Origin of the sequence: Candidatus Clostridium radicumherbarum, from assembly GCF_045310525.1 — a bacterium.
Taxonomy (GTDB): domain Bacteria; phylum Bacillota; class Clostridia; order Clostridiales; family Clostridiaceae; genus Clostridium_AT; species Clostridium_AT radicumherbarum.
The window spans coordinates 425,475-440,086 of record NZ_JBJHZY010000002.1 but is presented as its reverse complement, the minus strand read 5'-3'; the positions used below and the strand labels follow the sequence as shown (position 1 = coordinate 440,086).

At 35.1% G+C, this 14,612-nt stretch carries 11 protein-coding genes; 9 read left to right on the top strand and 2 right to left on the bottom strand.

The genetic code is table 11. The features are described from left to right. Positions 1-187: 187 nt before the first annotated feature. Together ACJDUH_RS11855 and ACJDUH_RS11850 are read right to left on the bottom strand one after the other, a co-directional pair. On the bottom strand, positions 188-655 hold the full coding sequence (locus tag ACJDUH_RS11855) for a hypothetical protein (RefSeq protein ID WP_406765412.1): 468 nt from the start codon (positions 653-655) through the stop codon (positions 188-190). Beyond that, a complete protein-coding gene (locus ACJDUH_RS11850; protein ID WP_406765411.1) occupies positions 655-1,086 on the bottom strand; it encodes a LytTR family DNA-binding domain-containing protein in 432 nt (143 codons plus the stop codon). The genes ACJDUH_RS11855 and ACJDUH_RS11850 overlap by 1 nt, the downstream gene beginning before the upstream one ends. A 306-nt stretch (positions 1,087-1,392) precedes the next feature. Here ACJDUH_RS11850 and ACJDUH_RS11845 point away from each other — a divergent pair, with 306 nt between their 5' ends. The 9 genes from ACJDUH_RS11845 (at position 1,393) to ACJDUH_RS11805 (ending at position 14,368) form a co-directional block, all read left to right on the top strand. Next, positions 1,393-2,211 (top strand): S1 family peptidase, encoded by an 819-nt coding sequence (locus ACJDUH_RS11845; RefSeq protein WP_406765410.1) that lies wholly within the window; start codon positions 1,393-1,395, stop codon positions 2,209-2,211. 134 nt (positions 2,212-2,345) lie between these two features. Beyond that, entirely contained in the window at positions 2,346-3,092 is a 747-nt protein-coding gene (locus ACJDUH_RS11840; protein ID WP_406765409.1) for a lysoplasmalogenase family protein, read from the top strand. 322 nt (positions 3,093-3,414) lie between these two features. Beyond that, entirely contained in the window at positions 3,415-3,798 is a 384-nt protein-coding gene (locus ACJDUH_RS11835) for a GntR family transcriptional regulator (RefSeq protein ID WP_406765408.1), read from the top strand. Beyond that, a complete protein-coding gene (locus ACJDUH_RS11830) occupies positions 3,791-4,654 on the top strand; it encodes an ABC transporter ATP-binding protein (protein ID WP_406765788.1) in 864 nt (287 codons plus the stop codon). Before ACJDUH_RS11835 ends, ACJDUH_RS11830 begins: the two co-directional genes overlap by 8 nt. Next, positions 4,647-6,347 (top strand): acyltransferase family protein, encoded by a 1,701-nt coding sequence (locus ACJDUH_RS11825; RefSeq protein WP_406765407.1) that lies wholly within the window; start codon positions 4,647-4,649, stop codon positions 6,345-6,347. The genes ACJDUH_RS11830 and ACJDUH_RS11825 overlap by 8 nt, the downstream gene beginning before the upstream one ends. 201 nt (positions 6,348-6,548) lie before the next feature. Further along, positions 6,549-7,433: a VOC family protein gene (locus ACJDUH_RS11820; protein ID WP_406765406.1), complete on the top strand. Its 885-nt coding sequence runs from the start codon at positions 6,549-6,551 to the stop codon at positions 7,431-7,433. A 701-nt stretch (positions 7,434-8,134) separates the two neighbouring features. After that, the gene (locus tag ACJDUH_RS11815; protein ID WP_406765405.1) at positions 8,135-8,503 is read left to right on the top strand and encodes an HsmA family protein; all 369 of its coding nucleotides are present in this window, start codon (positions 8,135-8,137) and stop codon (positions 8,501-8,503) included. A gap of 257 nt (positions 8,504-8,760) precedes the next feature. Next, a complete protein-coding gene (locus ACJDUH_RS11810) occupies positions 8,761-11,958 on the top strand; it encodes a cell wall-binding repeat-containing protein (protein ID WP_406765404.1) in 3,198 nt (1,065 codons plus the stop codon). A 172-nt stretch (positions 11,959-12,130) separates the two neighbouring features. After that, positions 12,131-14,368, top strand: a complete 2,238-nt coding sequence (locus tag ACJDUH_RS11805; RefSeq protein ID WP_406765403.1) for an ATP-binding cassette domain-containing protein — start codon at positions 12,131-12,133, stop codon at positions 14,366-14,368. The last annotated feature ends 244 nt before the right edge of the window (positions 14,369-14,612 follow it).

Genomic DNA, 14,612 nt, shown 5'->3' with positions numbered 1-14,612 from the left:
ATAAATGTGGAGAATGAAAGATGTGGTTTTGGAGCATAAAATGAACAAAAATTGGGCTGAAAAAGTATATTTTTCAGCCCGTATTTTTTGTGTTTTACAGTTGATTTGTACATCTTACAAAAAAGCAACCATACAAAAATCCTATGATTGCTGAATAATGATATAATTTTATTTTGTTGTTACTTTATTATTTTTCGCTGACCATCTTTTCCTTGTATTTTTCGAGGATTTCAGTATACCGCTTACCAGTAATTCTAAAATAAAATTCGCCTAAAATAGATATTCCTGCGGTGATACAAACAAAAAATCCTGCAACAATAAGCCAGAGCTTTGCCCAATTTGTATGATGGGCAAAAAACATCATAAGAAATCCTGTCAATACTAAAATAAGTAATAAAACAAACCCCATTAATCTAATTGAATATCGCAGTTTCTTAAAAACTGCATCCGTAAATATAAAATACCATAGTATAGAGATAGCCAATGCCAATATAAGAGCCTGAACAATAAAAATTAAAGGAACAGTATAAATAAAAGATACATGTTTGTAAGTGGAATAAAGCCATCCTGCAGCCATGTATGCAAGTATTAACCCTGTAAAAATCATTGATGCAAAAGCCTTTATAGAAAAAACTAAACCCATAAACTTTTTCACTACAATCCCAACCTTTCTTTAAGATTCTTAGCATATTGTCTTGAAACAATTATATTTTCGCCATTTTGCAGTGTGACCTCAATGCGACCTCCGAAATCAGGGCGAAGCGATAATACTTTTGATATGTTTATTACCTGTGATTTTGAGTTTCTGAAAAATCCTGCTCCAGATAGACGCTCTTCAATTTCATATAGTTTTAACGCTGCTTCGTATACATCATTTGCAGTATAAATAAAGCTTTGTTTATCAACGGATTCAAAATAAAACACATCACTGCTGTCAATGATATATGTTTTTCCATCCTTTAAGCCCGTTAGCTTGTTATCAAAGCTACGCAAAATAGATACCATTTTTAAAATTTCCTCATTTGCACTATTACAGTTTATAACGATCTCGGTTTCGGGAAAGCCCTCATTGATTAATATCTTCAAAGGAACACCTCTTTTCTTGTAGCTACAATAATATTTTATGCTGGGTTTAGCTATTAATCAAGGCAACTCAGAGGCTATTTATCGCATCTTAGTGCAGTTATATTGCAGGGTAGGTAAAGTAAGCTAAAGAGGTTCATTTTTTTAGGGAGATGACATCTAACTTTGAAATAAGTAATAACTCATATGGATGCCATTATTCCCAAGATAATTCTTTGCAAATTACTGACATTTTGTGGGATAATAATTCTATAAAATGTATTTTGGCGAAGCTGAATGGTTATTAAAATTGATAGAAAGAGGATATATATGAAAAGAAATCAAAAAATATTACTCAATATTTCAATAGTCGTTTTTATACTGCTCATTTCCCTTTTCCTTCCCTCAATTAAAGCGTTCTTAAACCAATCGACCAATGGTGAATTAATAGAAAAAGTTACCAGGTATGCACTTTCAGCAAATATAAAGATAGTTCAACTAAAGTACAGGAATGATGGAAACAGCAGTTCCACTGCGGTTTCGGCAGGTGCCAGCGGAGTTATTATCCGTAAGGAAGGCAATAAGTACTATGCTCTTACAGCCGAGCATGTGATTGAAGAACTTGACAATGTTGATAAAACTCAGGTTATTGTTATAAGATACGATGACCTGGATTTTGCAGATTCATTAAGAAAAGGAGGAAAATTTCAGGGAGTAGCCAATTATTATCAGCAATTTCCCGAAGCTGTAATCGAATACTCAAATAATAAATATGATTTAGCCATAATTAGTTTTACTACTGATAAAGTCTACACCGTACTGCCTATTTCGAATGAAGCACCTAAGTATGGAGACATAGTGGCATCAATGAGTAATCCATATGGTAAAAGAAATATTGTTACTGCTGGAAAGATAAGCAGCATAAAACCAATTCCCTTTGGTGATGAAGCGGGAAAAATGCAGTATCCAATTATTAGGCATACATCTGTAATATCCGAAGGAAGCAGCGGCAGTGCTTTACTTAACGAAAACCTGCAAATTGTGGGAATAAATTTGGGTGGAAGCAAGAACATATTTCGGCAGCATATCTACGGGATGGCTATGCCAAGTAATTATATTCTTGATTTTTTGGAAGAATGGAAGCAATAGCTTATGATAAGAGGTGCAGATATATATATAGTGTAAAATTATATCATAGAATAATTAATAGATTGGGATCTATCAAGGCGATGGAGCCAGAAAACACTTAAAAATGAAGTTTATAATTTATTGGGGGGACTGAAATGAAAAATAGCCAACGAATATTGCTTTCTGTGTATTTACCTTTGACAGTTCTAATTCTCTTATTCCGCATGTTATATCAGAATGGTGCACCAGCTTTATACTTAATGTTTGCTGTTAGGGTGACCATGTTCCTTTCTGTTGTTGTGATGTTAAAGAGATATAAAGAACAGAAACTTATAGTACTGGCATTCTTATTTACGATTATTTCAGATTATTATTTTGTATATGCGAAGACTTTAGCACAGTCTATTAACAACAGTGAACTTTATGGAATGCTTGGATTTATAGTGGCATATCTGTGTTTAATAGCAGCGTTTAATAGAAATTTCAAAATAGGAAAAGCTGAATTGATCACGTCAATTCCCTTTGTTGGCATTTTCACATATGTTTTTTTATCCCTTCAACAATATGCAAAAGGCTTTATGTATCCAGCTGCGATTATTACCGGAATTGTACTGTGCTTTGCAGGAATAACCATGGTTTCCACAATGTACAGAGGATATTTCTCTAAAAAGTCAGCATGGTTAATAGCGTTGGCAGGATGCTTAATGTTTATTAGTGACATGTTCGTTGCATACTCCATTTTCCATCCTGAATTTAAAGAATTTATACTTTGGAAGGAAAACCTGATTTGGGGTACTTATGTACCTGCATGGACATTCCTAATGATGGTGGTAGCTGAAGATCAAATATATGTTGAAAGGTTAACCTGGAATCCATCACAAGACTCTTTTATCTCTAGATGAAACTGCGTAGGAGAACATTGTATTTTATTCATTAATTTCTTACTTTTTTGAATCAACTCCTATTCCATGATAAGAAAAATTACGACTGCTGATTGAGGGTTATTAACCTTGATTGGTGGTCTTATTTTTATACAAATATTTATACAAATGTAAAGGCAGAATAAGAAATGAGAGATTGAAGATATGGTAGGCGATAACAAGTATAAAAGCAAAAATATTGACATACAATAAAGCAAGTGTTATTATGTGATAAATACAGTTAATACACTAAAGACAATAAATAAATAAAGACACGTCCAGCGTGATGAAGGGTGATTTTGTATTGCGGATTATTATTAGAAATACATCTGGAAAGCCAATTTATGAACAGATTAAAGAACAAATTAAGGAAGCCATACTTAGCGATGAATTAAATGAAGGAGAAATGCTTCCATCCATTAGGCAGCTTGCCAGTGAATTAAAAATAAGCGTAGTTACTACAACAAGAGCTTATTCTGATTTAGAGCAGGAAGGTTTTATTGTAAATATACAAGGTAAAGGCTGTTTTGTTTCTCCGAAGGACAGTGAGCTTGTACGTGAACAGCTGCTTCGTAAAATTGAAGATGGATTTATGGCTGCTATAAATGCTGCCAAGATAGCTAAATTGCCACAAAATGAATTATTGGAAATATTTAAATCTATGTTGGGGGGGGATTTATATGAATAATGCCATTGAAATACAAGAACTGTGTAAGAGATACAAAGAATTTTCATTGAATAATGTCTCTTTTTCTTTACCAATGGGTTATATTATGGGTTTTGTGGGGCAAAACGGTGCCGGTAAGACTACTACAATTAAGCTGATCCTTAATATGGTTAACAGGGATAGCGGTAAAATAAAAATTTTTGGCTTGGATAATGTGAAGGACGAGCAGAAAATCAAGCAGGACATTGCAGTAGTTTTTGACGATACTTATTTTGTTGACAGCTGGAAAGTAAGAGAAGTAGAAAGAGCCCTAAAAGGCTTCTATATGAGCTGGAGCAGCAAACTATTTAATCAATACCTAAAAGACTTTCACTTGCCTATAAACAAAATGGTAAAAGAACTATCCCGTGGTATGAAAATGAAGCTGATGCTTGCTGTTGCAATGTCACATGAGGCTAAGCTTTTAATACTTGATGAACCCACCAGCGGGCTTGATCCTGTTGCCCGTGACGAGCTTCTTGAAATATTGGGAAAATATATTGCCGACGGACAAAAGAGCATACTTTTTTCAACACATATAACCTCGGATCTTGAAAAGATCGCCGATTATATAACTATAATTGAGCATGGAAATATTTTTTATTCTGGAACAAAGGATGATTTGATGGAAAGCTTTTGCATTGTAAGAGGTGGGCCTCATGACCTTACAGATTCACTGAAGGAAAAAACTATTGGGCTTACCACAAATATAGCGGGATTTGCTGGGATGCTACCGATTTCTGAGATGAAAAATCTAGCTCCAGAGATTGTTACGGAAACACCCTCTATAGACGAGATTTTAGTGTCAATAAGTAAAGGAGAGAGATACTATGAATAATATTCTCAAATCCATAAAGCTGGATCACAATATAATGAAGTCGCGCTATCCCATGTTCGCTATTGACATTATAGGGGTTTTATTCGCCTTTCTTACAAAGGTACCCATTTATGGTGCCCTGATTATCATGGTGGTTTCTACTCCAATTACTGGTCAGTACTTTAATATATATGAAAAAGACAATCTGGAAAAACTATATGGAATATTACCCCTTAGGAAATCCGAAGTTGTCATAGGAAGATACCTGTACGCCCTGTGCATCATCGTTCTAAATGGTATCATTGCGGCTATAGTGGCATTTAGTGTTTCTATTTTCACTAATAAGGGTATGAACGGCCTTGAAGTTCTGACCTATATATCAGTTGGCTTCCTTTATGCATGCCTGATGACCGCGGTAATATTTCCACTGTATTTTAAATTTTCCTTCTCTAAGGTATATATTTTTTCTAACTTACCCTTTTATTTAATTTTCGTCCTCCTCTTTGTCCTTACGAGAAAAACGAATGTTCTACAACAGACGGGGCAGAATCTAACTTCCAACCTGGGTATGATTGTTACCATCGGTTTTTGTCTAGGGCTTATATTGCTTTCTCTTTCATGTATTCTATCCTGTGCACTTACCGAGGGAAACCATGCGGTAAGCCTGACCGTAGAAGAACCGGGGAAACGTCTGTACTTTGTAGACAACCTGCGCACATGGATGGTTGTCCTTGTAGTACTGCAGCACATAGCAGAAATCAACAACACGTTGTATTTGTTTATGATGCTTAACCAGGCATATTTTATGGGTCTACTCTTCCTGCTCTCAGGGTATTTCACCCCCGGGTCCTATGAACGTAAGGGACCTAGTCAATTCCTAAAGGACAGGCTACTGAGACTTGGAGTCCCTACGCTTATTTATGCGTTCATATTAAGTCCAATTTCTAGAATTAGCACCCATATGCAGCAGGCGCTTGCGGGGGATTTAACGGGCAGCCTCTTTTCTATGGGGCCAATGTGGTTTGTAGTAATGCTTCTTATATTCGACCTTGGTTACCTGGCTTGGAAAAGGATTGCTAATAAGAAATCTGAGCATCCGACTGCTTTAAACCGTCAGACACTTACACTTGGTACTGTTACGATCTTCATGGTTGCTTTGGCAGTAGTGAGCTACCTAATTCGTTTCCTTATTCCCTACGGAACCTTTGTAATAGGCTTTCCGTCCCTTGGATATCTGCCGCAATACCTGAGCTTTTTCCTTATAGGAATGGTGGCATTTAAAAGGGACTGGCTACGGTCCATACAGGGTTCCCTGGGCCAGTTGGGCTTCGTTTTTGCAGTACTTGCGACGATTATATTGTTCCCTGTAGCGATTATCGGTGGGGGTAGCGCCTTCATAGGTCATGGCAGCTGGCAGTCTGCCGTATTTGCGCTCTGGGATTCTATCTTCGCAGTAGGAATGAGCATGGCATTAATTACTTTCTTCCGCCGCTTTGTCAACGGTGGAAAAAAATTCGGCCAGTTTCTCTCACAACATTCCTTCACAGTATACCTTATTCACGTGCCGATTATTGTTTTCCTGATACTGGCTATGCGCGGCTTGCAGATGCTGCCGCAGTTAAAGTTCTGCCTGGCAGCAATTGTTGGTTTACCACTCTGTTTCGGAGCTGCCTATCTTATTCGCCTGATACCCTATGCAAAAAAAGTTATTTAAACTGGACTATTATATAGCTTTTCCTTTTAATATGCTCCCTCAGACTAAAGAGTTTGGGGGACTTTTTTATTAGGGAGATGCCATCTAATTTCGAAATAAGTAATAACTCATATGGATACCATTATTCAAAGATAATTCTTTGCAAGTTACCGACCTTTTGTGGGATAATAATGCTATAAAATGTAATGAGGAGGCGATATTATGCAAAGGATAATTCCACATTTATGGTTTGATAAAGAGGCGGTGGAGGCTGCAAAATGGTATGTTAGCTTGTTTGAGGACTCTAGAATAATTAACATTGCAACTATTTCGGATACACCTTCAGGCGATTCAGAACTTGTAGATTTTAAGCTTGCTAATCTTAGATTCTCAGCAATAAGTGCAGGGCCGTATTTTAAGCTAAATCCATCAGTATCTTTAATGGTAGCTTGTGCCACTTCGGAAGAGGTGGATAGATTACATACTGAATTATCTTCTAAGGGAACAGAACTAATGCCCCTTGGAGAGTATCCCTTCAGCAAGAGGTATGCTTGGGTGCAGGATAAGTTTAACGTCAACTGGCAGCTTATGTTAGTTCCGAATATTGAAGAACATAAGCAAAAAATAAGGCCAACTTTATTATTCTCCGGAATAGCCTGTGGTAAGGCCGAAGATGCTATTAACTATTATGTTTCTGTTTTTGAAAATTCAAGTAAAGGCTTTATTAACTATTATGAAGATGGTGAAGCAACGGATACTAGAGCAAAGGTTAACTATGCAGAGGTTAATATCCTTGGAACTCAATTAATTGCTATGGATCATGGTTTTGGTGAAGATTTTACTTTTAACGAAGCCTTTTCCTTTATGGTTATGTGTGATAGTCAACATGAGATTGATAAGTATTGGGATAAACTTTCCTTTGTTCCGGAAGCTGAACAGTGTGGTTGGGTAAAAGATCAATTTGGGCTTTCATGGCAGATTGTACCTGCTAATATGAAGGAGATATTGGAGGAAGGTACAAAAGAAGAAGTGAAATGTGTTACTGAAGCATTTTTAAAAATGAAAAAGTTTGATCTTGCTGCGTTGGAAAAGGCAAGGTTAGGTTAAAATGAATTTATCTTTGAATTCCCTCATACTAGAAGTTATTGAGGGAATATCATTATTTTTTATTTCTGATATTATGTTGACAAACTCTATAAAATATTATAAAATGAACATAGTTCATCTGAATAAAGATATTTTGAATAAAAAATAAGGTAAAAATATTCAAATTAATTTAGAAGCATATGAAACAGTAAGATTTATAGTTAAGTTCAGATGCTGTTATTTGTACTTTGAACTGTTTCTTAAAGAACTGCTTTAACAAATCATATCATATAGATATGATTTTAATATAAATTTAAATGAACGTTGTTCGTTTAAATTTGCTTAATTATAGATTAGACTTATATCTCAACGGGGAGGTGTATTATGTATGCAGCAATAATGAAAGCTATTATAATTTTAAGTTTTTGGATATTTTTTTAATTCAAAATGAACAATGTTCAAGAGGAGCGATAATATAAAAATAATAAAAAGATTGCAACCTTCCAAAACACTTTGAACAGCGGGTTCAGCAAGCTTTTTATAGCAACAGTCTTAATAGCTTTAACAGGCTTAATTTTATCATTAATGTTGAAAAACAAAAAAATAAATTAATGATTAATTTTAGGAGGTTAAAGGTCTAAATGACCTTTAACGAGCAATTTTCGAGCGGAAGCGAGAGTTTTTAATTGCTCAGTGCTTCCGACTAAAAGGAGGAATTTATTATGTTAATTTCCGCAATAATTACAATTTCAATGGCTCTTGTGTTCTATACCATAGGTGTATGGAGTGAAAAGGTTCAAGGGGAACTTAAGAAATGGCATTTGGCTGTGTTTTATTTAGGCTTGATATTTGACACTACAGGAACAACAATAATGAGCAAGATTGCGTCAGTCGGATTCAAACTGAATTTCCACGGCATTACAGGTTTGCTTGCAATTATTTTGATGCTTTTCCATGCACTTTGGGCAACTGTAGTATTGGTTAAGAACGATGCAAAAGCCAAGGCAAACTTCCACAAATTAAGTATTGTTGTTTGGATTATATGGCTTATACCTTTCATTTCAGGTGCAATATTCGGCATGGCAAGGTAAAAAATTTCCTCAGACTGATAGTCTGAGGAAATTTTGCATTTGGAGCTAAAGTTTTAGTCGGAATTAAGGAGAATTGAGTAAAAGTTGGTTATAGAGTAATAGAGATAGGGATATTTGAGCGAAGGCTTAAAAATGGATGTCACTTTGCCACTATTTTGCAATTAATCCGTTAAAAATATATTGTGGTTTTATATAAATATTGATTTAATTATATTAGAAATTGTTTACAGTGATATACAAATCTAGGGGGGGTAACTTTGCAAAGATCTATAAAACGATTTACTGCAATATTTTTAACTATAATATTAATCATTACGCTACAGCCGGTAACTAAAGTAAGTGCTAATAGTTTGCCTAAATATTCTTCAACAGATTCCAATAATTTAGGGTTCAATGCTGCAGACGCAGTACAGGATGATACGCAGCCTGTATTATATATCACAGACATGACGAATAAAAGAGTAGTAGCCTACAATTATATTACAAAACAAAGCAGTTACATTCAGTTTAATATGCAGCCTGAGCACATTGTGATAGCTAGAAATCAGTTGTATGTGACATTGATAAACGGTCCTCATAATCCTAAAAGTGACACAGCTTTACCTGGAGCAATTACTCTAATAGACACAGCTGCATTCAATACACAGAATCCAACAGCAAAAGAGCAATTTGCTGTTGACATAGAACCTTATGGTATAACAACTGATAATCAGGGTTATATTTACATATCAGGTGGGACTTCAGGTTATGGTTCTGAAATTGAGAGCTATGATCCAAATACTCAGAAGGAAATATCAAGTCAGTTGTATTGTATGACGGGAAAGCTACTATTTAATAGCTACAATAATGTAATTTATAATACTTGGACTGCCGGCAGTGGCCAAACAAATTTGGATGTATATGCATATCCTGTAAGTAACGGGGTAATCGGCAAAAAATATGAGTATAAAGATGATAATACATCTGTAATTAACCCCAATTTGATGCTTTCTCCAGATGGGAAATTTCTTTATACATCACCAGCTGAAATATTGACCTGCAGCAAGGATATTGGAGGAGATCTGTTAAACTATAAAAAATTATCCTCTGGCGGCGAATTTAATGGAATGGCATTTAATATGGATGACCGAGTATTTTATGGTGGATATAATATATATGATTATGATTCGCTAACGACAATTGGGTCATTTCATACGAATCATTCCATTGGTAAAACATTTTATAACTCAAATAAGCTAATTGCATTAACAGCAGATTTTAATGGTCCTTCATATATTGAAACCATGGATACTGCCCATATTACAAGAAGGCCCATGCTTATATCCACAAGCATAGAGGATGGAGAAATGAACCTGCCGCTTGTAAATGATATTACACTTAACTTCGATCAGGATATAAATATTATTAATTCAAATATGGTGGAAGTTACAAATGCGCAGAACAATAGGATTAACACAACAGCTACAGTTCTAGGCAACAAACTTATTGTAAAATTTAATGATGGACTTAGCTATAGTCAAGTATATAATTTACTAATACCAGGAGGGTATGGAGACATAACAGGAAAATTATCGGGAATTGAGTATCCAGATGATATTAGGCTAACTTTCTCAACTGGAAGCCTAGGCACAATAAATGAAAATGTAAAACAGTATTTTGGAAGCAATAAATGGATTGATGGTGAAAAGTCATATGATGGAGACCTTTTTATAGCAGGTTCTAGTACTCTTGTAATCAACCCTAATTCTGCTCTAAATGTAAAGGGTAACCTAGTTGTTTATGGAGGAATAGTAAATTACGGCACAATAAACGTATCAGGTAATATTTACATTCTTAATAAATTAGAACTTGATCCATCCTCAAGACAAGGTACTATCGGAAACTTATACAATACAGGAACTATCACGGGTAATATAGTTCTCGATTCTTACCCGAAACCTTTTATGAATTTATCTCCGGATAGTGACACCACGCAGAATAAAAGCACACAAACTTTTGGAGTTATAACATACCCTGGAAATATAGTGTTACTAAATGGACAAGTATATCCATCAAAGGTAGGTATGTATACAGAAATACCATATCAATTGAGGTCTGGAATTAATAATGTAAATATAGGTGTTAAAGATATATTTTCCAATGTAAGTGAAAAACAGGTAAATATCAACTGCACAATTCCTGCTCCAAAAATTATTAGTATTTCACCGGATAATCTTCAAACATCACCGATGCCAGTAAATCCAAAAATTATTTTAAAATTCGATAGACCTTTGGATAGCTGGGCTATAACCAATAATTATACAACACATACTATTTCTATAACGAATAAAACGACTAATGTTACTAGTAATATTGGGATACAAGTAATAAGCGACGAAAATGGAATAAATGATGAGATAATGATTAGTTCTGGAACTGGTGTTTTACCTGCTTTAACTAATTTTACTTTAAATGTTCCATATAATAGTGTAATAAGCCAAGATGGGGTAGGAATGGATAAGGACTATTCATTTAACTTCAGCACTGACGGAGGAATAAAAAGATTAGCAGGCAATGACAGATATTCTACTTCTGTTGAAATTTCAAAAGAAGGCTTTGATACTGCAAATAATATAATACTTGCAACAGGTGATGATTTCCCAGATGCCTTATGTGCAGCTCCTTTGGCTAGAAAGTATAATGCACCAATTCTCCTTACTAATTCAAAGTCTTTAAATCCGCAGGTTTTTAATGAGATAAAAAGGCTGAAGGCTCAAGAGGTATATATTATTGGAGGTGTAGGTGCAGTGTCAAAGGATATTGAGAATACACTAACTTCAAGTGGCTTAAAATGTATAAGAATTCAGGGAAACAATAGATATGAAACTTCAACTGCTATTGCAAATGAAGTAGGGTCTAGAGGCACTTTCATTGTTGCAACAGGGAATGATTTTCCAGATGCATTATCAATAGCACCATTGGCAGCTGAAATGCAGGCTCCAATATTGCTTACAGATAAAAATAATATACCTAAATCTACAATAGATTTTATTAATTCCTATAAAAGAATATATGAAAACTATTCAAAGACAATAGTAGTTGGTGGAAGCGGGGTAATTTCGAATCAAGTTTTAAGCTCTCTACCAAACCCTCAAAGGTTTGGTGGCAATAATAGGTATGACACAAACTATAAGATTAACAGTACTATAGGATCTATAAACTATAGTTTAAATTATGATTGGTCTCATGTATTTTTTGCAACTGGAGCAGATTTTCCTGATGCTCTAGCGGGGTCAATTTTAGCATCAAATTTTAATTCGCGAATATTCCTTGTAGACAAAGGTATGAATCTAAGCGATATAGATTATAGAAATTTTTTAAAACAGTATGTAAGCAGTGCAAAAATGAAATATATACTTGGCGGAACAGGGGCAGTTCCACAAAATGTAGTTGACAATATAATAAATTTAAAATAATAATAATGGCATCCATATGACTTATATAAACTCAAAAATGAGCAAAATAAGTAATAAGTCAAGTGGATGCCTTTAATATTTTTAATAAATAATAACTCATGTGGATACCATTAATGTTTAATAGTATACTTGATATAAGCAAATCTGAAAAACTCAGTAAAGGAGACAAAAGATGGAACAGGAGTTTATCGAAATAGTAGGTGCACGTGCGAATAACTTAAAGAATGTCAACTTGAAAATTCCCAAAAAGAAGATAACAATTTTTACTGGAGTGTCAGGCTCAGGTAAATCTTCAATTGTATTTGAAACCATCGCTCAGGAAGCTGGCAGGCAATTAAATGAAACCTTCAGTAAATTTGTTCAAGGTTTTTTACCAAAGTATGGTCATCCTGAGGTTGATGCAATTGAAAATCTGTCTTTAGCCATTATTGTTGACCAAAAGAGGATTGGCGGTAACTCACGTTCAACTCTAGGAACAATAACAGATATCAATCCATTACTAAGGCTTTTATTTTCACGAATAGGAAAGCCCCATATAGGTCCATCCAATCATTTTTCATTTAATGACCCTAATGGAATGTGCAAGACCTGTGAAGGTATCGGCAGGATTGTTACCCTTGATCCTAACAAAGCTTTGGACAAAGAAAAGTCTTTAAACGAAGGGGCAATTTTGCTGCCGGGTTATAAGCCTGGTAATTGGCAGTGGAAAATGTATGCTGCATCTGGCTTTTTTGATTGTGATAAGAAGATTAAGGATTTTACAGAAGAGGAATACCATAAGCTTGTATACCATAAACCTGAAAAAATAAAGTCGGTCCTCTTGGAAGGAATTAACACCACCTATGCTGGTCTTGCTGAGAGATTCATAAGTCAGTTCATCAAAACCGAGTACGAAAAATCGGAGGCCTCACAGAAGAAAATTGCTCCTTTTACAACTGAAGAGCAGTGCCCTGATTGCAGTGGCAGACGCTATAATGAAAGTGCTTTATCATCAAAAATAATGGGGTATTCAATAGCTGATTTTACGGCTATGCAGGTAGATGAACTTCTAGAATTAATTAAAAAAATTGATGATCCCAAGGTGAAACCTATTATAAAGAATTTGAGTGAGCGTCTAAATGATTTAATTCAAATAGGCCTTGACTATGTAAGCTTAGATAGGGAAACTTCTACTTTATCAGGCGGAGAATCCCAACGTGTAAAAATGGTAAAACATCTTACAAGTAGTTTGACGGATGCAATGTATATTTTTGATGAGCCAAGTATTGGATTACACCCCAGAGATGTACATAGACTTAATGAACTGCTGGTTAAACTCAGGGATAAAGGCAATACGGTTATTGTGGTTGAACATGACCCTGATGTAATAAAGGCAGCAGATTATATTGTTGATGTTGGGCCTAAAGCCGGTGCAAATGGCGGTAGGATCATGTTTGAAGGAAGCTTTAACGACCTTTTAAAATCCAAGACACTTACAGGAGAATATATGGGGAGGAGACTGCCCATTAAGAACAACCCGAGGATAAGCAATGAATACTTTCAAACTAAAAAAAGTAACTTACACAATTTAAAAAATGTGAGTTTAAGAATACCTAAAGGTATATTCACTGTTGTTACAGGTGTTGCAGGTTCTGGTAAGTCCACCCTTGTTAATGGTGTCTTTGCTAAGCAATATGAAGATGCCATTATTATTGACCAGTCTGCAGTCAGCGCAAATCTACGTTCAAATCCAGCCACCTACACAGGTATAATGGATCAAATACGCAAATTATTTGCAGAAGAAAACAAGGTAAGTGCCGGACTATTCAGCTATAATTCAGAGGGTGCATGTGAGGCTTGTAATGGGCGAGGATATATTGAAACAGATCTTTCCTTTATGGATTCAGTTGAAACCATCTGTGAGGAATGCGGTGGCAAACGGTTTAAGCAGGAAGTTTTGGAGTATAAGTACAATGGCAAATCCATTGTCGACGTGCTTGATATGACTATTGCAGAAGCTGTTGAATTTTTCACCCAAAAAGAAATAAAAAACAAGCTGAAGCATTTAGTTGATGTGGGACTGCATTATATGACCCTGGGTCAGCCTTTAGATACCCTTTCTGGTGGAGAGTGTCAGCGCCTAAAGCTTGCTAAGGAATTAAGTAAAAAGGGTAATATCTATATAATGGATGAGCCTACAACTGGTTTGCATATGTCCGATATTACAAGTATTTTGGCCATTATTGACCATCTTGTTGATAAGGGCAATACAGTTATTGTAATAGAACATAACCTGGATGTAATTCGTAATGCTGATTGGATTATTGACGTAGGTGTTGAGGGCGGCAGCAAAGGCGGACAGATTCTTTTTGAAGGAGTACCTGCTGAACTTAAAAACTGCAAGGCGTCAATTACTGCAAAATACTTGTAAATTGAGGTTAGAGAGGCTCTACTAGACGACATCAATAGAGTGTGAAATAAAAACAAATATAAAGATAATCCGATTAAGTGATAAGCCATTCACTAAAAATAAGGATTTATGTTATTTAGATGTTAAAAAGCCAATTAAGGTGATCAGTTACTCACTTTAACTGGCTTTTTTTATAGGTATTTTGTGAATGGATTTGTATAATCAGGGGAAAATAGATTATCTTTTTCAAATAAAGTTTAAAATT

Bases quoted from the DNA above. Each gene is read 5' to 3' on its own strand.
- ACJDUH_RS11830 (WP_406765788.1), top strand. From the start codon at position 3,791: ATGAATAATGCCATTGAAATACAAGAACTGTGTAAGAGATACAAAGAA.
- ACJDUH_RS11805 (WP_406765403.1), top strand. From the start codon at position 12,131: ATGGAACAGGAGTTTATCGAAATAGTAGGTGCACGTGCGAATAACTTA.
- ACJDUH_RS11840 (WP_406765409.1), top strand. From the start codon at position 2,346: ATGAAAAATAGCCAACGAATATTGCTTTCTGTGTATTTACCTTTGACA.
- ACJDUH_RS11825 (WP_406765407.1), top strand. From the start codon at position 4,647: ATGAATAATATTCTCAAATCCATAAAGCTGGATCACAATATAATGAAG.
- ACJDUH_RS11820 (WP_406765406.1), top strand. From the start codon at position 6,549: ATGCAAAGGATAATTCCACATTTATGGTTTGATAAAGAGGCGGTGGAG.
- ACJDUH_RS11815 (WP_406765405.1), top strand. From the start codon at position 8,135: ATGTTAATTTCCGCAATAATTACAATTTCAATGGCTCTTGTGTTCTAT.
- ACJDUH_RS11845 (WP_406765410.1), top strand. From the start codon at position 1,393: ATGAAAAGAAATCAAAAAATATTACTCAATATTTCAATAGTCGTTTTT.